This is a genomic window from Prevotella sp. 10(H), assembly GCF_000711235.1.
Classification (GTDB): domain Bacteria; phylum Bacteroidota; class Bacteroidia; order Bacteroidales; family Dysgonomonadaceae; genus Dysgonomonas.
In genome coordinates this window covers 861841-883290 of sequence record NZ_JOMI01000007.1, presented here as the reverse complement: position 1 = coordinate 883290, position 21450 = coordinate 861841, and the positions used below count along the sequence as shown (strand labels likewise).

The following is a 21450-nucleotide window of genomic DNA, read 5'->3' as shown; positions in this document are numbered from 1 at the left end:
TATATCAGAAGCCTGTAGTCAGTAATCCCCGTGCACCTTTTATCCCGCACTTCTGGAACTTGTTATATGCCTGCGCGGCACTTTCCCGTATAGCGGTGGTAGTTCCTCCCGATATATATGTAGCTATGGCATCATGGAATGTATATGCTTCGGGACTCATCAGATGGGTAGACCAAAGTAAAGGATTGGCTTTTGCCGAACGAAGATAAGGAGTAAAATACCTTTTGCTGTAGCAGGCTAAGATTATTGCATCGCGGGTTTTGCCATCCGTATTATCATATTTATTAGGCAAAGAAAAATCCATTAGCCCGTTGTGTCCTACATAAGCCACCAATTTGGCATTTCCATTAATGCCTACAATAGTTTTACCAACCATAACGGTATCTTTTTTACTTCCAGCACAAGACTTAAAGAAATCTTCGGTACAATTTTTTATATACTGTCCGTCATAGGCATCTGCTACAAGATAATAATCCTTTGTCTTATGCTTGAATATAATTCTTTCGAGGCGGACATTATCTGCCTTTATTCTTCTTATTTCTTTCCAGTCAGCACTTTTACGGAAATAGGTACCTATGCCATAACCGCATCCCCAGTAAAGGTTTGTATGAGGGTCTTGCCCGTTCCCGATACCTTTGGGTACTTTCACAATTCCCTGATATTTGTTATCGCATAAGGCAACCATTACATGGATAGTTTGCACTTCCTGCGCAAAAAACGGCAGGAATAAAGAAGATAGAAAGCTTATAAGAAGTAGTTTTTTCAGCATGATTCAACGTTTTGTTGTTATGAATATCGTTCCGATATTAAATGGAGTTGAAAAATGGTGAAATTCCATAAGCTACAAATTTATTTATTAAAATAAATAGCGTTGAACCATATCGATAAATGCTCTTTTTTCTGAACTGTATTTGCGTTTTGTTTTCCTCCAGACATCTTCCGAATAAGTCACTTTATTCCCTTTACTGTCTTCATAGACCATTTCGTCAAATATATTTTTTGAGAAAGATGCTTTTTCGTTTCGGTTATTACTGAACTGAAGATGATCGAATATATCGACTTTATATTCTTCTTTATAGTTCTTCAACCCACGGCATACATCCATCAGCCAAAAGAAGATCTTTTCCTCATCTCCCCTGAAATCCTTCTTAATATCCACCCAGAATTCTTTCGAATATTTTAATTCGTTACCATTATCATCTGTAAATATCCATGCATCGAAAATGTCTTTTTCCAGATAAGCTATCTTCTTGTTATTTACCTCATACTGCAAATAACCGAATATATCACGTCCTATCTTAGCTTTTCTGCCATTCGTCTCAATTACTGTATTATCAAAAATATCTTTTCCTATTTTAGTCTTGTTACCCTTATTATCTTCAATTATCGTATTATCAAATATGTCTTTCTTTATGGTCGTTTTATTGCCTTTGTTGTCCTCAATTATTGTATTGTCGAAAATATCTTTTTTGATAGTTTTCTTATACCCTTTATTGTCTTCCAATACTTTATTCCCAAAAATATCTTCACCTATAGTTGTTTTATTGCCTTTATTATCTTCGATAACTGTATTGCCGAAAATATCTTCTCCAATCGTTTTCTTATTTCCTTTATTATCCTCGATTACGGTATTCCCGTGAATATCCTTCTTTATGGTCTTCTTATTTCCCTTATTGTCTTCGATAACAGTATTACCGAAAATGTCCTTTTTAATGGTTTTCTTATTACCATTTTCATCTTCGATGATTGTATTACCGAAGATATCTTTCGAGATCTTTTCTTTCTTCTTATCTTGTGCATAAGCATTTGCGGCAAATAAGATAGAGCAGGATAATATAACTATATAATAACTTTTCATAAGAATTAATTTTTTAATATTAATATGGCATTCATTCAAGGACAATTCTACCGGATATATCAGTCTTTACCTTCTTTTTATTGCCTTTTTCATCTTCGACGTAGGTATCACCAAAGATATCTTTAGTTACTTTGGTTTTCTTACCATCTTCATCTTTTATGATAATGTCCCCAAAAATATCTTTCTCGACCTTCCTCTTTTTCCCTTTTTCATCCTCTATTACCGTCTTGCCGAAAATATCTTTCTTGATTTTTATTTCCTTGCCATTTTCATCTTTTATAATACTATTTCCGAAGAAATCTTTCTTTACTTCAATCTTTTCTCCCCTGCCATACTCAATAATAGCGTTCCCGAAAACATCTTTTCTCACTTCGGTCCTATCATTTTTATCCCCTACAAGCTCATCCAGATTGTACTCCTTTATGATTTTTTGCTTTTCCTGCTGTATGTCTGTTTCGGTATCTGCATATACCGTTCTACCGGTGGAACTTCCATACGGATAGGCAACATTACATTGATAAAATATAAATGAAATAATGGGAAGTATTGACAATATAAAATAATTCTTTTTCATAGCAGTAAGCATTTATCATATAATATATGATAGCATTGCAGCCAAAAGGTTTAATGATTTTATGAAAAAAGTGGCTTTTAGCTGTCAATTTTCCTTAATGCATCCATCCGCTGCAGTAAGGTAGGATGAGAATAATAGAAAAAGACATAAAGAGGGTCAGGATTCAGATTACTCAACGATTTGACAGATAGCTTCTTTAACCCGCTAATCAACGGTTCTGACAATCCGAATCCGGCAGCATAAGCATCCGCCTGATATTCGTTCATCCGGCTGTGAATGCTAGAAAAGATACCGATAATGAGTGATATAGGGGTAAATAATATTGAGAAAGCAATAATTCCGAGATGGAATGAAGGCTCTGTTCCACCCAATGCTATAGCAATCTCTTCATTATCCAGGAATAAAGACAACAGAAAGAGAATAATACCTGTGTAGAAAACAGAAATTACCATACCTTGCAATGTATGTTTTTTCTTATAATGCCCTATCTCATGAGCAAGCACAGCGACTATTTCATTTGTATCCAGATCGTTAATCAATGTATCGAATAATACGATGCGCTTTTTTGCGCCAAACCCCGTAAAGTAAGCATTTGCTTTGCTCGATCGTTTCGAAGCATCCATCACATAAATATTCTTGACAGCAAAACCTGCTTTCTTAGAAAAAGATTCGATAGCATCCCGCAATTCCCCCTCTTCAAGAGGTGTCTGTTTGTTGAACAAAGGGACAATAATATTAGAATAAAACAAAGTCATAAACAAAGAGAAAAGCGTTACCAGTCCCCATGCATAAAGCCACGCATAGTCTCCAAGCGCTTCATAGAACCAAACCAATAAGGCAAATATAATACCTCCTAAAACTATTGTAAGGATAAATCCTTTCAACTGGTCGAGCCAAAAAACAGCCTTTGTAGATTTATTAAAACAAAAACGTTCTTCTATTACGAAAGTGGCATAATAGTCGAAAGGAAGGGAAATTATACTATTTGCAATATACACAATACCAAAGAAAGCCAATGTAAGAGTGACTTCATTTGTAATATACTGCCTCAATATCTCATCTAGCCATCCGAAAACACCTAATAACAGCACAAGCAGCATGATCAGAAACATAATGGAACTGGTCAGCAAACCGAATCTGCTGTTAACCTTCTGATACTCTTGTTGACGGGCATACTCCTGTTTATCGTAAATACCATCAAGTTGCGCGGGTATCTCAGGACTCATCCGTTTACGGTTGCGATACGAAAGATATTGCGTCCAAAAAAAATCTAGTATGACAATTAATAGTATTACGATAAGATATGTCGACATAATTTTTAAAATTATATAATGAACCGGACATGTACTCAAAAGCCCTATATTATTATATGCATAAAATAATGAGTGTAACGTCTTTACAGTTTATCAATAGTTAAGATTTTTCAATATAAAGTTTATTTCCACGTAAGCCTCCATCGTCTAGCTTGTCTTTAAGGCTGTTAAGATAGTCATTTTTTTAAAATAATTACAAAAATTAGCTTTATTCTATGCTTTATATTTCCTCTTTCATAGTTTAATTGTCATATAATTAATAAAAAAAGTTTGCCTGATTGCATTCGGATATTAAATCCATATATCAGGCAACCCTTTTGGGCATATTATAATGACGTCAGATTTTTACGGCAAATCGTAAAAGACGTCCCCTTACCGATCTTGTATTTCTTTATATTGTCCATAGGAACCTTAATGCTACCTGCTTCCAGCATTTTCTTCAAACGGCCGGAAGAGATATTAAGACCCTTTCTTATGACGGAAAGCAATTTTATATTGAGATGATAAGCCGCCCTTATTTCAAATTCTATAAAGTTTTCTTCCATATTGGCAATATCTTCTAAAGAAATATTATCTCCTACTATATCAAATTCAATATTATCATAATCGGCTTCCATTTTGTTTTTCCTGATTATATCCATATCAAAAGCGTATTTCCATGCAGTTTCTTCATCATTCATACTGAATTTTCGATATAATTCTCTGTCTATCAGTTCGGGCTTCGTTCTCGACAATATTGTAATATTGCATGTATTATCGCATATCTGACATTTATAGATCAGCCATACATCTATAGTCCTTTTCTGCGAATTCATACGAAACCTGTCGCTACTGTAATAATAATCGCTGCTCTTACATTTAGTGCATTTTTTCTTATATAGAGGTGTGCCGGCAGGTATGACTGTCCAGACAAAGTGTTTTGTTGTTCCCATATTTTTAAATAATCCTTAATCTTCGACGTGTACTGTTTTCTCAAGCTGTACCTCTGTCGCTTCGGGATTTATTTTTTGCTGAAAATCGGACAATAAGAATCCTATCTGAGCAGATTACCCAAACGAAAAGAATATTAGTCCGAAGTACCGGGAACTAATATTACAGTGAAGTATATAAAAGGATTACTTTCAAAATATAGAGATTTTCGTTTTACATTTATTCAAATTACGTATGTCCTAAGCATAAAGCATACATAAATACATCGGTTGATGACCGATTATAACTGTTTATTATAAAATATAGCAGAATCTGTCCGAAGCCGTTCAGACAGAGATTGGAAAGTCAGCCGGTATAGGCAATACCAGACCCGAAATTATATATACAAAAGAATAGTTTCCAAAATACGGCTGTTTATAATTGAATTCAAAGATAAGGCTTTTTGCTTTATTTGAATAGAATGGGAAGAAAAATCTATTTTACATCACTACCCGTGAAAACGGAGCGGCATCCATCGGGCAGAAATCCCCATCCGGATATTTAAAATAGCCTGTCATGGCAATCATTGCTGCATTATCGGTCGTGTAACCGAAAGGCGGTATATGTATTTTCCAGCCTAAACGCTTGGCATGATCTTCGAAAGCTGTGCGTAGTCCCGAATTGGCCGATACGCCGCCTGCTACGGCAACTTCTTTTATACCTAGGTCCTTTGCAGCCTTTCGCAATTGCTCCATCAGTACATCTATGATTGTCTTCTGAAGCGAAGTGCAAAGATCAGCTTTATTTTTTTCTATGAAATCAGGATCTTTTTTCAACTCGTCGCGAAGAAGGTAGAGGAAAGATGTCTTCAATCCGCTGAAGCTATAATCATAACCTGCCATGTGCGGTTTATTCAGTTTGAATTTAGTAGCATCACCCTCTTTAGCCAAGCGGTCGACAACAGGACCTCCAGGATATCCCAATCCCATTACTTTAGCACATTTATCGAAAGCCTCGCCTGCAGCATCGTCGATTGTCTGGCCTATAATCTCCATATCCTTATACGATTTGACAAGAATTATCTGGGAATTTCCACCCGATACGAGTAGGCAGAGAAAAGGAAATGCAGGCTGATTGCTATCGTCTTTATTTTCCTTGATGAAGTGCGCCAGTACGTGTGCATGCAGATGATTCACATCTATCATTGGAATATCAAGGGCCGATGAGAGGCCTTTGGCGAAAGACGTACCTACAAGCAGAGAACCCATAAGCCCCGGACCGCGCGTAAAGGCAATAGCCGTCAGATCGGCCTTGCTTACACCGGCCTTCTTCAATGCCTGATCTACTACAGGGATAATATTTTGCTGATGTGCACGCGAAGCTAGTTCAGGAACAACCCCGCCGTAGCTTTCATGCACTTTCTGGCTCGAAATTATATTTGATAATAGTACACCGTCCTGTATCACTGCGGCAGCTGTATCGTCGCAGGATGATTCTATGCCTAATATGGTCGTCATTTATGAGATATGATTTGAATTATAAGCTATAAAATTCCTGAATGCATAGAAACTTATAACATATTCCTAATTATATTGTTTGAAATGCCTTAGACAACTTGTAGAATTCATTTTTCACCTGATTCACACCTATTGCCCCACCCGACAGTCCTGTCGTATCTTTCGACACGGTTACTTTTACTTCACCTTTGTCGTAGTCATCTACATATACCCTGAATTTAAAATATTTGCAAAATGCCCCGAAAAGCAGACGCATCACTCTGTTTCCTTTTTCAAAAAGTCCCTGTCCTAAGTGTTTATAACCGAGAGACAGCATAAGCGTTTCTACCTCTTTTTGCATATCTGTAACAGTGATATTCTGATAAATATAAATCAGTTTACTGTCATTGTTGGGGATATCTTCTTTAAAATAAAGCATAATTTTGTACGTTTAAATTATATGGCGTAGTAAAAGCTACGCAAATTTAAGAAATATAAGTTACCTTCGCAAAGAAGAAATATTAAAAGGAAACAAATGAAAAATCTATTTTACCCCATAATATTTGCTATTATATGTTTTATTGGTTGCTCGGGCACGACAAAGAAAAGCGGAGATGAGACGCCACAGAAAAAAATTACGATAACCCGCTTCGATAAAGATTTATATTCTTATCTTCAAAATCCTGATGCCGTAAAAGAATCGGGGCTGAAAGAAAAATACCCGCTCCTTCTGCCTGCATTCGGTCGTATAGCAATGGATAACAGCGACCCGGGAACTTTCTTTCCGACATTGAGGGAGTACTTCGCTCATCCTATGTTGATAGATATCTATAAAGAGTCCCTGAAAACATTTGCGGATATTACATCCTACGAAGAAGAACTAGGTGAAGTCAATGATCGTATCGCAGAGAAATTCAGAGGGAGAAAACTACCGGAACTGGCTATGCATGTATCAGGGTTTAAAGAAAATGTGATCATTTTAAACAACCTCATTTCCATATCGACCGATAAATATCTGGGTAGCGATTATGGTGCTTATCAGGAGTTTTTCCAACCTTTCGAGCGCCAGCAGATGCAACCTCAGTTTCTGGTCAGAGACTATCTCAAAGCATGGCTTATGAGTGACATAATTAAAGCTGATGAGGAAGATCAACAAAATCTCCTGTCGGCAATTATTTATGAAGGGAAAGTTCTTTATATCCTGTCGGCATTGCTTCCTGAGAAGAAAGCTGAGGACCTTATCGGATACACCACAACGCAATATGAGTGGAGTAAACACAATGAGAAATCGACATGGCAAACTATCGTTAAGCAAAATTATCTCTATTCTACCGACCATATGGTTATCACCCGTTTCATCAACGACGGTGCCTATACCGCTGCGATATCAAAAGATTCTCCCGGACGTATCGGCAGTTGGATAGGCTGGCAGATAGTAGACTTGTATGCAAAAAAGAAAGGAGTCACCCTCACAGACCTTATCGGAACGGATGCACAAACGATTTTAAAAGAATCAAAATATAATCCGTAAAGCTTATAATATAAATCTTTACATTTTAACTAATACTATATCCACGCTTTCGTAAGCATAGAACGGATGTAAAACATAGAAGTTATTAACATAGCTGTTCATAACTTAACTAGCCTGCTAGCATTATTTCTCTTATCTTTGAATAATAATAGAAGAGAATCTAACAAAAGCAATGGCTGACGCAAATAATAAAACCCAGGGGAGAAGAAAGCCCAAAGAAAACAATTTATTACCGGATATAGGCAGAGTGCAACCTCAGGCCCGAGAACTTGAAGAAGCTATTCTCGGCGCTTTAATGCTCGAGAAAGATGCCTATTCTCTTGTAAGTGATATTTTGAAACCCGAAAGTTTTTATGATAATATACACCAGATAATATACCGTGCAATTGTCGATCTGGCAGTCCGTCAGGCACCGATAGATATGTTGACTGTTGTCGAGCAATTGAAGAAAGACGGCGAACTGGAATCTGTAGGCGGTCCTGTCTACATTGCACAACTGACAGAAAAGGTAGCATCGGCAGCACATATAGAATTTCATGCACGCATCATTGCACAGAAATATCTGGCGCGCGAGCTGATATCTTTCTCGTCGCTTGTTACCAACAAAGCTTTTGATGAGACATCCGATGTGGATGATCTGATGCAGGAAGCCGAAAGTAAGCTCTTCGAAATATCTCAAGGCAACGTAAAAAAGGACGTAACCCAGATTAATCCGGTTATTAAGGAGGCGTTAAATCTGCTTGAAATAGCAGCTAATCGTCCGGAAGGGCTAAGCGGTTTGCAAACAGGATTTACTCCATTAGACAAAATAACATCCGGTTGGCAGAATTCCGACCTCGTAATCATTGCTGCCCGTCCTGCAATGGGTAAGACAGCGTTTGTACTTTCAATGGCTAAAAATATGGCGGTCTCTTACGGTTATCCGGTTGCACTATTTTCACTGGAGATGTCGAATGTACAGCTGGTAAATCGTCTGATAGTAAATACGTGCGAAATACCGGGCGAAAAGATAAAGAACGGGCAACTGCTTCCTTATGAATGGGAACAGTTAGACTTCAAAATAAAAGAACTATACGACGCACCGCTCTATATTGATGATACTCCGAGCCTCTCCGTATTTGAGTTGAGGACAAAAGCGCGCCGTCTGGTACGCGAGCATGGCATTAAGATGATTATTATCGACTACCTTCAATTGATGAATGCAAGCGGGATGAACTACGGTAGCCGTGAGCAGGAAGTAAGTATGATATCGCGTTCATTGAAAGGGCTTGCAAAGGAATTGAATATCCCTATCATTGCCTTATCGCAGCTAAATCGTGGTGTAGAAGGGCGTGCAGGTGCCGAAGGAAAGCGACCGCAACTATCCGACCTTCGCGAATCAGGAGCCATTGAGCAGGATGCCGATATGGTTTGCTTCATCCACCGTCCTGAATATTATAAGATCTTTGAAGACGATAAAGGTAATTCTCTTATCGGACTGGCAGAGATTATCATTGCCAAGCATCGTAACGGTGCCACAGGAGATGTTTTACTTCGATTCAAGAGTGAATTTGCCCGTTTCCAGAATATTGATGACGATTATAATTTCGGTGCAGGGCAAAACTTTTCATCGAAAATTAACTCATCATCTCCTGCTCCTGCCTCCGGTCAGGATTTTCAACCAATGCAAGGATCGGGGAATGATTTTGTTCCGTTCTAAAATAAATCCTATATCATATTATAAAAAGACATTCTTTATAAGAATGTCTTTTTTATTTTGTATCGAATTTCGTGTTGAACAAAAAAGGAGTTGAAATCATTCAACTCCTTTTAATATTATAACTTATCAGTTTTATTCTTTCACTTGTTTCTTTTTCAACATTGCCCATGCTACCGGAGTACCAATGAACAATGATGAATATGTTCCGATAATGATACCTATAAATATTGCAAAAGTAAAGCTACGTATTGTATCCCCACCTAGTAAGAAGATGATGAATACACCCAGCAATGTACTGAATGCAGTATTTACCGTACGTCCTAATGTCGAGTTAAGAGCTTCATTGATAGTTTCGGTTACGTCGCGTTTAGGATATAATGTCCTGATCTCGCGGATACGGTCGAAGATAACCACTTTATCATTGATAGAGTAACCTACTACTGTCAATATCGCTGCGATAAACGATTGATCGACTTCCATCGAGAACGGCATAATCTTATATAATATAGAATATAAGAAGATTACCAGAATAGCATCGTGCGCTACAGCAACTAATGTTCCTACAGAGAAAGCTATATCGCGGAAACGAATCAAAATATATAGTCCCATACATAAGATAGCTAAAACAACTGCTATCGATGCAGACTTCTGAAGGTCTTCTGCGACACTTGGCCCTACACGCTGAGAACTCTGAATAGCATCATCTATAGTACTTCCCGACGGCAGGTATTCCTGAAGAGCCTTAGTCATTTTATCTTTGATCTCAGTTTCTACCTCATCGCTGTTATCCTCGATTTTATAGTTGGTAGTTATACGTACCTGACTTGCACTGGAAGCCTGACTTGCAGATCCGCTTGTCAATACCTGCACGGTAGACCCCTCAAATTCAGGGACTAACAATCTTTCAACATCACCGGCAGTAACTTTCTGTTCAAAACGTACTAAATAGTTACGTCCACCTGTGAAATCGATACCCCAGTTCATACTGTTTATAAACATGGAAGCAATACCAGCTACCAGAATTACTGCTGAAATAATAATGATCTTCTTAGTCATTCCCAAGAAATTGATCTTAGTATTTACAAACAGGTTCTTAGATATAGGAGTAGTAAAGGTAAGATTTCTGAATTTACCCTTGTTCAGCATATAATCGTAGAACAGACGGGTAAGGAATACTGCTGTGATAAACGATGCAATAATACCTATAATCAAGGTAGTGGCAAATCCTTGGATTGCTCCTGTACCAAATATAATAAGTATTGCTGCAGTGATAACGGAAGTCAGGTTGGCATCGAATATAGCAGAAAATGCATGTTTATAACCATCCATAATCGCAACCTTCGTATTCTTTCCGGCTCTCAGTTCTTCTTTCGCACGCTCATATATCAACACGTTTGCATCGACTGCCATACCTAATGATAATATAAGCCCCGTTATTCCCGGCAAGGTAAGCACTGCTCCGAATGAAGCAAGTATACCCATCGTAAAGAAGAAGTTTATTAATAGAGCAGCATCAGCAACCAAGCCCGGAATAAATCCGTACATAAGGCACATATAGGCCATTACAAGAATGATTGCAAGTATAAATGAAATCATACCGGCTTCTATTGCTTCCTGACCCAATGACGGACCTACAACATCTTCCTGTACAATACGCACTCCTGCTTTCATTTTACCCGATCTCAATACATTCTCCAAGTCTTTCGCATCCTCAGGAGTAAAATTACCTGTTATCTGAGAGCGTCCGCCATCGATCTTACCATTTACGTTAGGCGCTGAATATACAGAACCGTCAAGCACAATAGCTATAGACCGACCTACTTCTGCTCCTGTAATTGCAGCCCAACGCTGAGTACCGACTGTATTCATTTGCATATCAACTTCCCATGCAGCACCGTGCTGAGATTGATCGGCTTTTGCAGAAACTACAACCTCACCGTCCAAAGCAGGTCCTTTCTTAAGACCATCTCCACGAAGCGCATACAATGTTATTTCTGTTTCTCTTAGGTCTTCTGCTTTGAATCCCCATGCAAATTTCAAATCCGGTGGATACGCATCCTGATATTTCCGCAGAATTGCATTTACGGCCGCAGTATCATTTTTATGAACAATACCTACCATAGCTCCCATACCACCACTTCTGAAGTTCTCCATAAATGGTTTAGTAAAGCCAAGAGTACGTGTATCCAATGCCTTTACAGAGTCACTTACTAAAGTGGAGTCAGTCGCATTCAAAGATTCTAAAGCTTCCCGCGAGCGTTCGTTCAAGACATTGATATATCCTTGTATTTCATTTACGGTATATGTTTTCCAAAACTCAAGGTTTGCACTTCCCTGCAATAGCTTTCTTACACGATCCGGTTCTTTTATACCCGGAAGTTCAATCATAATACGCTCAGCACGATTATCAAGCTTCTGAATGTTCGGAGCAACAACCCCAAAACGGTCAATACGTGTACGAAGTACATTAAACGAGTTATCTGCTACACTCTGTAGTTCTGTTCTTAAAGCAGCGATAACTTTATCATCCCTGTCATTCGGTTGTATCTGGTCGCGTAATTTTGTAGTAAATATTCCGGCCAGCCTGTCGTTTCCGTTAGCTGCTCTGAACTTATCTACAAAAATAGTGATATAGTCACGGTTGCTACCTTTTCTGTTTTCTTCAGAAGCTTCAGCCAGCGCTGTATTGAATGCTTCGTTGTCAGGGTCTCCTAACGAACGTAATACGGCCGCAGCGTCTACTTCTACAATAACGCTCATACCACCCTTAAGGTCGAGTCCCAGTCCTATTTCTTTCTCACGGCACTCTTTCAGGGTGTAACCCATGTCTTTAGCACCAAAGATGGAAAAAGTAAACCAAACCCTTTCGGTCGACATAGAGTCGAGGTAGTGAGTGTATTGTCTGTTATACAACTCGTCTTGCAGTTGTTGATCACCTTTTGCATTCGCTTCAGCATAAGCCGTTGCGTATTGTTCCGCCTTTTTGTCATAACTTCTTGTTACAAACGTAAAAGACAGATAATACAAACAGACTAATGTAAGCAGAATGGAAAACGTGATTACAAATCCTTTGTTTTGCATTTTAGATTTTACTTTTTGTTAATTTACTTATATTATTTCTATTTCTTTAAAAATAAACAAAATACGAGTATATCCGACGACCATTATTAGAAAATAAGGCTAGTCTTAGACATACACACACTTTTAGGCGTGCAAATATAATCTTTTATTCTTTACAAATCATAATAATATATAAAGAAAATAGCTAATTTCTATATTAGCAAATTTGTAAATTAGCAAATGAAAAATCAGTCAAATATATCATTTTTAAATTTGCTAATTTCCGAATTTGCTAATTACTCCTGTTTCCTTATTTCAGCCCGTTTTATCTTACCGCTGATTGTTTTCGGCAATTCGTCTACAAATTCTATAATACGCGGATATTTATATGGTGCTGTCACTTGCTTTACGTGATTCTGTATTTCCAGTTTAAGATGATCGTCTGCCTTATCCTTATAGTCCTGTGCCAATACAATTGTAGCTTTTACCACCTGTCCCCTGATCTCGTCCGGAACACCCGTTATAGCGCATTCTACTACTGCCGGATGTGTCATCAGTGCACTCTCGACTTCGAATGGCCCGATGCGATAGCCTGAACTCTTTATGACATCGTCGCTACGGCCGACAAACCAGTAATATCCGTCTTCGTCGCGCCATGCCATATCGCCTGTATGGTAAACATTATCGTGATAAACCTGCTTAGTCAAAGCCTCATCCCTGTAATATTCTATGAATAATCCGAGAGGCCTCCATCTGTCCGTCTTAATTACAACCTCTCCTACTTCCCCGTCTTCTACCGAACGTCCGTCTGCTGCTATCAAATCCATATCATAAGCTGGATTCGGTACGCCCATTGCTCCGGGCTTAGGTTCCATCCATGGGAAGGTTATTATAGTAGGAGTAGTTTCGGTCTGACCGAAAGCTTCCATCATCTTTATACCCGTAGCTTCAAGGAAAGCATTGTATACAGAAGGATTGAGCGCTTCGCCTGCTGTAGTAGCATACTGGAGTGAAGATAAATCGAATTGCGATAAATCTTCCCGTATCATAAATCTGAAAATGGTAGGTGGCGCACAAAAAGATGTCACCTTATGTTTTTGTATTATCTGCAACATCGACTGCGGCGTAAATTTCTCATGGTCGTATACCATTACTGCAGCTCCTGCAATCCATTGCCCGTAAATCTTTCCCCATACTGCTTTTGCCCATCCGGTATCCGCAACAGTCAGATGAAGGCTATTTTCATTCAGGTTGTGCCAGTATTTAGCTGTGACGATATGTCCGAGCGGATATGTAAAGTTATGAATTACCATTTTGGGTTCACCGGTAGTACCCGATGTAAAATAAAGGAGAGATATATCATCATTCGTATTTACATATTCAGGCCTTACAAAAGGTTTAGCATTTTTCATACCCTGATGAAAATCTTCCCAGCCCGAAGGAACATTTGCACCGCATATAATACGATGTTTGACTGTTGGAGATTCTGCCTGTGCATCATTTATATGCCGGATAACAATTTCATCATCTACAGAAAGTATAGCTTTTATATCTGCAGCATTGTTCCGGTATATTATATCCTTCTTTGTAAGTAAGTGTGTTGCCGGAATCGCAATTGCCCCTATCTTATGAAGCCCGATGATTGCAAACCAGAATTCATACCGGCGTTTCAGAATCAGCATTACCATATCACCCTTGCCGATACCTATCGACTGGAAATATGAGGCAGCACGGTCGCTGTATTCTTTCATATCTGCAAATGTGAAGTCTATATGCTCATCCAGATCATTAGTCCAGCACATTGCCCTTTTATCCGGATTTGTTTTTGCCCACTCATCTACAACATCGTATCCGAAATTAAAATTTTCGGGTATCTGAACATGGTAATTCTCTGCAAAATCCTGAGTGGATGTAAAATGCGTTTGTTTCAAAAATCTTTCTAACATGGGTTAGTTAAGAGTTAAATATGAATATTAGAGAACAACTACTATCATGCGGACTTTTTCGCCGTCGAGTGCTTTCATCCCGTGCGGCAGGCTGGAATCGAAATAAATACTGTCTCCTTCTTCCATTATTAAGTCCTTGCCGTTTATCTGCAATAGCATACGGCCTTCGAGTACCATATTGAATTCCTGCCCGTTGTGTGAACTGTAATGCATTTCGACATCATCAGCCTTAGGTTCGACGGTCACTTCGAATATCTCGGCTTTACGGTTGTTAAATCCTCCCGCAAGCGTCTGATAATTATATACTTCTACCCTGTTTACAGCCAAGCCCTTGCCCTTGCGGGTAAGAAAATAGCTGTTCATCCGCGGCTCGTCGGCAAACATAAGTACAGACATATCCACGTTATGAATGTCTGCAATTCCTTTAAGCACACTTATGGTAAGGTCTTTATCTCCCGTTTCATATTCAATATATTCATTCAACGGAATACTGCAAGAAGCGGCAAACTCTTCCTGAGTCATATCTAATGCCTCACGAAGTCCTTTAAGCCGCTGACCTATCTCTTTTATATCTATATTCATACAGTATATTATTTGAAGGTTTATTCCTTATTGTCAGTTTGTTTCGAAGCAGGTTCCTTAGGTGGAACTGTCAATAGCTGCTGCATCGCTTTAGGTATAGGGCTTTTAAATTCAAGTAGCTGCCCTGTAACAGGATGTTTCAATGCCAGTTCGCGCACATGAAGTGCAAGACGTTTAATAGGATTATTTGTCGCTCCATACTTTTTATCTCCGACAACCGGATGTCCCAGCACCTGCATGTGTATACGCAACTGATTTTTCCGTTTTGTTTCCAGATCGAAGTCGAGTAGCGAATAGCGCCCTGTAGATTTTATCACTTTATAATGTGTGACAGATTTCAACCCGCCATTATCATTAAGTGAAGACATCATTACAAAATTCTTGTTTTCACTGAGCCATGAAGTAATTGTACCGTTTGTTCGCTCCGGCTTTCCGTTTACAACGGCTGTGTAAACATATTCTTTCACAAGATTATTCCAGTTTTTCTGAAACATCTCCTGCAATTCGGCACTCCGCACGAATATCATTAACCCCGAAGCTTCCCTATCGAGACGTTGAAGCACGAAAACGCGTTCGTTCTTATTTTTTTTCTTTACGTATTCATTAAGCACACCATATATCGTACGTAGTTTTTCCTTGTCAGTTGAAACCGACAAAAAACCAGCCTCTTTATCGATGACAAAGAGATCGTCGTCTTCAAATACAATCTTTAAGCCTTTCAGTTTTTTTTCTTTCCGAGACTGATCGAATTTCATTACTGAAACCTTGTCTCCTTTTTCCAGTGCATGATTGAATTGGGTAACAAGTTTTCCGTTTACTTTTATTTGCTTGTGGGCTAATAAAGATTTAATAGCGCTACGGCTTTTTCTGACTTGATTTTCGATAAGAAATTCTAATAGTTCGCCCGGCTGTGTAACTTTTAATTCCTGTAATGCAATATCTTTTCCTGAAGTATTTCCCATTTGATCTGTTCAATGTATTAGGGGCAAAGGTAAGAGTTTTATAAATTCAAAAGGGCTTTAGCCTGTATTAATTGATATTAAATTTTTCATGCCCGATATAATTCAGAAATACAGAAGATTGCCGTTTAAACAAAATTATTATCTTTGTTAAAATCTTAAATACCGATAAATCATGAAATGCCTGCACTTGCTTATTGTTTTTTTTACCCTTGTTCCGCTAACGATTCAGTCTCAATCCAAGGTAATAGAGCGTCCTGATGTGGAAAACACAAATACTGAATTTGTTTTTATCAACAAACTGGAATTGAACAATAATGAAACCGTCCTTCACTGCGATGCATATAATACTCCCGGTTATTGGGTAATGGTTCCCTCCGGCAGCTATCTGAAAGGCAAATCAGGCAAAAAGTATAAATTACTTCGTTCCAACGGATTCGAACTGGATAAGAAGGTCCACATGCCCGAATCGGGAACGATGGCTTTCACCATGCATTTCGAACCGCTGGACAGTGATGACGATACTTTCGATTTCATACAGGGCGACGACAAAGACCCTTCCAATATATCGGGTGTTAAAACCTATAAAACAATGTCTTCGGCTCCTATAAAGTGCCTGATAAAAGGCGAAGTGATAGATCGTCCGAAAAGCAATCTATTGTACCTTAAAAAGAAAGGCGCTGATGCCCGTGTAAATAGAATAGTTATCCCGATTAAAAACGGAAAATTCGAACACGAGCTAAACTGTGATGGGATTGAAGTTTACGAACTGACGTTCAAGGATGAGATGATGGATGGTTCATGGGTTCCGGTTCCTTTTTTCTCTGAAAACGGAACTATAGAAATGAAACTTTATCCTTATGAGGAAGCTTATGAAAAGAATATAATAAAAGGCGGCCCATTGACAAAAGAATATGTAGAATACGGTAAAAAAATAGAAAAAGTTGCTGATAATTTTTTCTCCAGGCCGGACTACAGTTTAAACTTGGATAATCTGGACAATAACGCCTATACACAAGAATTAAGAACTGCATTATCAAGTGAAAACGGTAAAATTATAGACTCTTCAGCCGATATCCGCAAAAAGGGTTCCTTGTTACATAAAGAAAACCGTTTTCTGAGCGAAGAAGCCAAAGAATTACTGAGAAGAGGAGAAGAGCTAGAAGATAAAGATGAAGATGAAAGAAATAAAGTAATGCAACAATTTTACAAGCTACAAGAGGAGATGAAACATATGTCGCCCGAAGCCGAAGCCCTTGTAAAACAAAGTTCTGTAATAGAAGCATTAATAGGCGACTGGGAAATACTTTATATGAAAGATAATATATCGCTGGTAAGTTACGAGCAGTTGCTGCATAATATGAAATTATCTTTATCTACTTATCCTATATACCATTCAGCATATGGGAAAACGGGAGAATATATCAGTCTATATAATACAATCTACTCTAAAAAATATCCCGATCACACCTATACAAAAGAGATGGCGACAATTATAGATAGCCACCTCTCCATAAAGCCCGGAGGAAAATATATTGATTTTACTGCTCCCGACTTTGAGGGGAACCCTGTAACATTGTCTCAACAAATAGATGGCAATGTAGCGCTTATAGACCTGTGGGCATCATGGTGCGGTCCATGCAGGCGCCTGTCGAAAAGTATGATTCCCATTTACGAAGAATATAAAAATCACGGATTTACTATAGTGGGTGTAGCCCGTGAAGAAAAAGCCCAAAACGGTATCAATGCTGCAAAAAAAGATAATTATCCGTGGCTCAATCTTTTGGAATTAAATGATAAAAATGAGATTTGGAAGAAGTATGGAGTTGGCAATGCCGGAGGTTCAACTTTCCTTGTCGATAAAGACGGTACTATTCTGGCAGTGCATCCTACCGCGGAAGAAGTGAGGACGATATTGAACGAAAAAATAAAAAAGTAAATATCAAATTATATGAGGTTATTGTTCATTGCTGTCTTTCTGATTATATCAGCACTGGTGTCGGCTCAAATCCGAATTATTGATAATCCCGACACAGGCAGCAGTAACACCGAGCGTTTTCATATACATAAATTGGAACTGAAAGATTCAGAAACCATACTCTATTGTTGTATATATGGTTTACCCAATGAAGACATTGTTATGAAATCCGGATCTTTCCTAAAAGGAAAATCAGGTAAAATATATAAGGTACTAAAAACAGAAGGAATAGAGCCGGATAAATCCATTCTTATGCCTGACTCATGCATTATACCCGTCGTATTTCATTTCGAACCTCTCGACAAATCTGAAACGGCATTCGACCTTATCAACGAGCAGGAATACGGCTACTGCCTGCTTGGTATAGAAACAAACAAGGAAAAGACCGACACCCCAATAAAATGTTTTATATCAGGAATTATAATTGATCGCCCTCATACAAAAGCCCTATTCTTATACGAATTGGGCGGCAGTTCCCGAATGAATAAGAAACGGATTATCCCTGTTAGAAGCGGGAAATTCGAATATCAGTTAAATTGTGATGAAGAGCAAATGTATATGCTATCGTTCAATGATGAAGAATATGAAGGAGGAATGCGCCCTGTATACTTTTTTGCCGAAAACGGGAAAGTAGAAATGGAATTATTTCCCATGGAAAAAGATAAAGAAAATAAAATCAGAGGTGGAAAGTTAAATAAAGATTATACGGACTTTAATGCCCTGCGAGATTCTATTTTCGATCCGAGCGAATTATTGAAAGAATGGGATAAACTCGAGAATAGAGGGTTAACAGTAAAAGCTGCATCTTTGAAAAAATTGTTTGAAGAAACAAAAGCCAGAGATATCGAAGATAGCCTCTACATGCAAATAATGAGGCTTGAGATAGATGGGGAATATTATACACCCGAAGCACAAGTCCTAAGTAGAAAAATGACAGAACGGAATAACGAGTATGAAGAATGGACTATTGATTATATAAAAAACAATGTTTCAATGGCTAGTTACAGCGAACTGATGAGATTCTTGTCTTATGGTGATCGGGAGAAAATCTTAAATTCTGCTTCCCTATATAATACTTACAAAAGCAAATATCCTGAACATATCTATACCCGACAGTTCGACAAATTATTAGGCAAACGTGCAAATATCAAAACAAAGTATACCGATTTCACGGCACAGGATTTCAACGGTAATATAGTAAAATTTTCAGAGCTATTGAAAGGAAAGCTTACTTTACTGGATCTGTGGGAATCGACATGCGGTCCGTGCAGACGCTTCTCTATGGAGCTTATTCCTATCTACGAAAAATATAAAGATAAGGGATTTAACATTATCGGAGTAGCCCGTGAATACAATATAAATCATGCAATAATTGCTGCAAAAAAGGACAAATACCCGTGGGTTAATCTTGTTGTAGAACACGATAAGGAGCAAGTATGGGAAGCCTATGGCCTAACCGGATCAGGAACTACATATCTTATAGATAAAGACGGAAATATAATTGAAAAAGGTCTGATGATCGAAGGTATAAAATCACTCCTTGAAGAACAACTCAAAGAATAAGTATCCGCTAATGCAGTCAGAAACGCCCTGTTATATTTTATTTTACCTTATCTTACGATATCATATTTTATTTTTTACTAATTTTGCAGGCTGAAATTAATCGCTTATTTTAACTTTTAAATATTGAAAATGAAAGCATTTGTATTTCCGGGGCAAGGAGCTCAATTTGTAGGAATGGGTAAAGATTTGTATGAAACATCTCCTGTTGCTAAAGAAATGTTCGAGAAAGCAAACGAAATTCTGGGATTTCGCATCACAGACCTTATGTTTGCCGGAACTGACGAAGACCTTCGCCAGACTAAGGTGACCCAACCGGCAATTTTCCTTCATTCTGTAATATTGGCTAAAACAATGGGGGCGGATTTCAAACCTGATATGGTTGCAGGCCACTCTCTTGGAGAGTTTTCAGCATTGGTTGCTGCTAACGCCCTGTCTTTCGAAGACGGTCTTAAACTGGTATACAAACGCGCACTGGCTATGCAGAAAGCCTGCGAACTAAACCCGTCTACTATGGCTGCAGTTCTCGGATTACCGGATGCAAAAGTAGAAGAAATATGTGCATCGATAACTGACGAAGTGGTAGTTCCTGCTAATTACAATTGTCCGGGACAAATCGTTATCTCAGGTTCTAATGCAGGTATCGATAAGGCTTGCGAACTTTTACTGGCTGCAGGTGCAAAACGTGCATTGAAGTTAAAAGTAGGAGGTGCTTTCCACTCGCCGTTAATGGAACCTGCCAAAGTAGAATTATCGGAAGCTATTAATACTACAGCAATTAATGAACCTTGCTGCCCTGTTTATCAGAATGTATCGACAAAAGGTGAAACTGATCCGGCAACAATTAAAGCCAATTTGATAGCCCAATTAACTGCTCCGGTAAAATGGACACAGTCTGTACAGAATATGGTAGCTGACGGAGCAACTGATTTTATTGAACTAGGGCCGGGTAATGTACTTCAGGGACTTGTTAAGAAAATAGCTTCTGATGTAATAACAAGTGGAAAACAGTAAGAAGAATAATTATATGTTATAAATTATGAGTTATGAATTTTCGTAACTCATAATTTTTTGATTTAGCAGAATTTATGCAAAAAAACATCCTTATCACCGGAGCAAACGGCCAACTGGGCAGCGAAATAAGACGAATAGCCGATAACTATAAAAGCACTTTTCGTTTTTTCTTCACGGATGTAGCCGAGTTGGACATAACTGAACAGCAGGCTATAGACGGCTATCTTAAAGAAAACAATATCGATTATATTGTTAATTGTGCGGCCTATACTGCCGTAGATAAGGCTGAAGATGATTCTGACCTGTGCTATAAAATAAATCGCGATGCTGTCGCTAATATAGCTTCTGCTGCTGCATCTAACGATGTCAAAGTTATTCATATTTCTACAGATTATGTATACGATGGTACTGCATCAAAACCATACATAGAAACAGATAAAGTAAATCCCCAATCGGTATATGGCAAATCGAAATTAGAAGGTGAAGACGCTTTATTAAAAATATGCCCGCAAAGTATTATTATCCGTACAGCATGGTTGTATTCTATCTTCGGAAACAATTTTGTGAAAACAATGATAAGATTGGGCCGAGAACGTGATACTTTAAATGTTGTAGCTGATCAGACCGGAGCTCCCACTAATGCTGCCGATCTGGCTGATACGATAATGAAAATACTGGTCTACAGTGAATCAAATAAATTTGAATCCGGTATTTACCATTATTCCAATGAGGGAGTTACAAATTGGTACGATTTTACTCTTGCCATACATAAAGATGCCGGAATCACAACGTGCAAGGTTAGCCCTATAACTACTGACCAATACCCGGCAAAAGCCACCCGTCCAAAGTACAGTGTATTAGATAAAAGCAAAATAAAAGCTACGTTTGGAATTTCTATTCCCAAATGGGAAGACAGCCTAAACATTTGTGTGCGAGAATTGTTATCTATATAGTAGTAAATTATATATACA

At 38.3% G+C, this 21450-nt stretch carries 16 protein-coding genes and 1 pseudogene; 6 read left to right on the top strand and 11 right to left on the bottom strand.

Annotation, left to right across the window (positions count from 1 at the left end; all coding sequences use genetic code 11):
• Positions 1-4 precede the first annotated feature (4 nt).
• From K348_RS0115335 to K348_RS0115305, 7 genes and pseudogenes are all read right to left on the bottom strand, one after another.
• Positions 5-769: a hypothetical protein gene (locus K348_RS0115335; protein ID WP_029906270.1), complete on the bottom strand. Its 765-nt coding sequence runs from the start codon at positions 767-769 to the stop codon at positions 5-7.
• Between the two features lie 549 nt (positions 770-1318).
• A pseudogene (locus tag K348_RS19440) lies at positions 1319-1777 on the bottom strand (hypothetical protein); the annotation flags it as partial.
• 112 nt (positions 1778-1889) lie between these two features.
• Positions 1890-2432 (bottom strand): hypothetical protein, encoded by a 543-nt coding sequence (locus K348_RS0115325; protein WP_029906266.1) that lies wholly within the window; start codon positions 2430-2432, stop codon positions 1890-1892.
• 77 nt (positions 2433-2509) lie between these two features.
• Positions 2510-3745 carry a M48 family metallopeptidase gene (locus tag K348_RS0115320; RefSeq protein ID WP_029906264.1) on the bottom strand — a complete coding sequence of 412 codons (1236 nt, stop codon included), beginning with the start codon at positions 3743-3745 and terminating at the stop codon, positions 2510-2512.
• A gap of 326 nt (positions 3746-4071) precedes the next feature.
• Positions 4072-4677: a DUF1062 domain-containing protein gene (locus K348_RS0115315; RefSeq protein WP_029906262.1), complete on the bottom strand. Its 606-nt coding sequence runs from the start codon at positions 4675-4677 to the stop codon at positions 4072-4074.
• Positions 4678-5154: 477 nt separating this feature from the next.
• Entirely contained in the window at positions 5155-6171 is a 1017-nt protein-coding gene (gene tsaD / locus K348_RS0115310) for a tRNA (adenosine(37)-N6)-threonylcarbamoyltransferase complex transferase subunit TsaD (RefSeq protein WP_029906260.1), read from the bottom strand.
• A 70-nt stretch (positions 6172-6241) separates the two neighbouring features.
• Positions 6242-6589, bottom strand: a complete 348-nt coding sequence (locus tag K348_RS0115305; protein ID WP_029906258.1) for a hypothetical protein — start codon at positions 6587-6589, stop codon at positions 6242-6244.
• A 96-nt stretch (positions 6590-6685) separates the two neighbouring features.
• Here K348_RS0115305 and K348_RS0115300 point away from each other — a divergent pair, with 96 nt between their 5' ends.
• Positions 6686-7681, top strand: coding sequence for a hypothetical protein (locus K348_RS0115300; RefSeq protein ID WP_029906256.1), 996 nt, complete (start codon positions 6686-6688; stop codon positions 7679-7681).
• A gap of 172 nt (positions 7682-7853) precedes the next feature.
• Positions 7854-9380 carry a replicative DNA helicase gene (gene dnaB / locus K348_RS0115295; protein ID WP_029906254.1) on the top strand — a complete coding sequence of 509 codons (1527 nt, stop codon included), beginning with the start codon at positions 7854-7856 and terminating at the stop codon, positions 9378-9380.
• 132 nt (positions 9381-9512) lie between these two features.
• Here dnaB and secDF read toward each other — a convergent pair whose 3' ends face one another.
• The 4 genes from secDF to K348_RS0115275 form a co-directional block, all read right to left on the bottom strand.
• Complete coding sequence (gene secDF / locus K348_RS0115290; RefSeq protein WP_029906252.1) at positions 9513-12461, bottom strand: protein translocase subunit SecDF; 2949 nt, start codon at positions 12459-12461, stop codon at positions 9513-9515.
• Between the two features lie 275 nt (positions 12462-12736).
• Complete coding sequence (locus tag K348_RS0115285) at positions 12737-14386, bottom strand: AMP-binding protein (RefSeq protein WP_029906250.1); 1650 nt, start codon at positions 14384-14386, stop codon at positions 12737-12739.
• Between the two features lie 27 nt (positions 14387-14413).
• The gene (locus K348_RS0115280; RefSeq protein ID WP_029906248.1) at positions 14414-14968 is read right to left on the bottom strand and encodes a helix-turn-helix domain-containing protein; all 555 of its coding nucleotides are present in this window, start codon (positions 14966-14968) and stop codon (positions 14414-14416) included.
• A 20-nt stretch (positions 14969-14988) separates the two neighbouring features.
• A complete protein-coding gene (locus K348_RS0115275; protein ID WP_029906246.1) occupies positions 14989-15930 on the bottom strand; it encodes an RluA family pseudouridine synthase in 942 nt (313 codons plus the stop codon).
• A gap of 172 nt (positions 15931-16102) precedes the next feature.
• On the opposite strand from K348_RS0115275, the gene K348_RS0115270 reads away from it, so the two are divergent.
• From K348_RS0115270 to rfbD, 4 genes are all read left to right on the top strand, one after another.
• Complete coding sequence (locus tag K348_RS0115270; RefSeq protein WP_051697914.1) at positions 16103-17866, top strand: TlpA disulfide reductase family protein; 1764 nt, start codon at positions 16103-16105, stop codon at positions 17864-17866.
• Positions 17867-17878: 12 nt separating this feature from the next.
• The gene (locus K348_RS0115265) at positions 17879-19468 is read left to right on the top strand and encodes an AhpC/TSA family protein (RefSeq protein ID WP_029906242.1); all 1590 of its coding nucleotides are present in this window, start codon (positions 17879-17881) and stop codon (positions 19466-19468) included.
• A gap of 129 nt (positions 19469-19597) precedes the next feature.
• On the top strand, positions 19598-20479 hold the full coding sequence (fabD, locus tag K348_RS0115260; RefSeq protein WP_029906240.1) for an ACP S-malonyltransferase: 882 nt from the start codon (positions 19598-19600) through the stop codon (positions 20477-20479).
• Positions 20480-20553: 74 nt separating this feature from the next.
• The gene (rfbD, locus tag K348_RS0115255) at positions 20554-21432 is read left to right on the top strand and encodes a dTDP-4-dehydrorhamnose reductase (protein ID WP_029906238.1); all 879 of its coding nucleotides are present in this window, start codon (positions 20554-20556) and stop codon (positions 21430-21432) included.
• Positions 21433-21450: the final 18 nt, after the last annotated feature.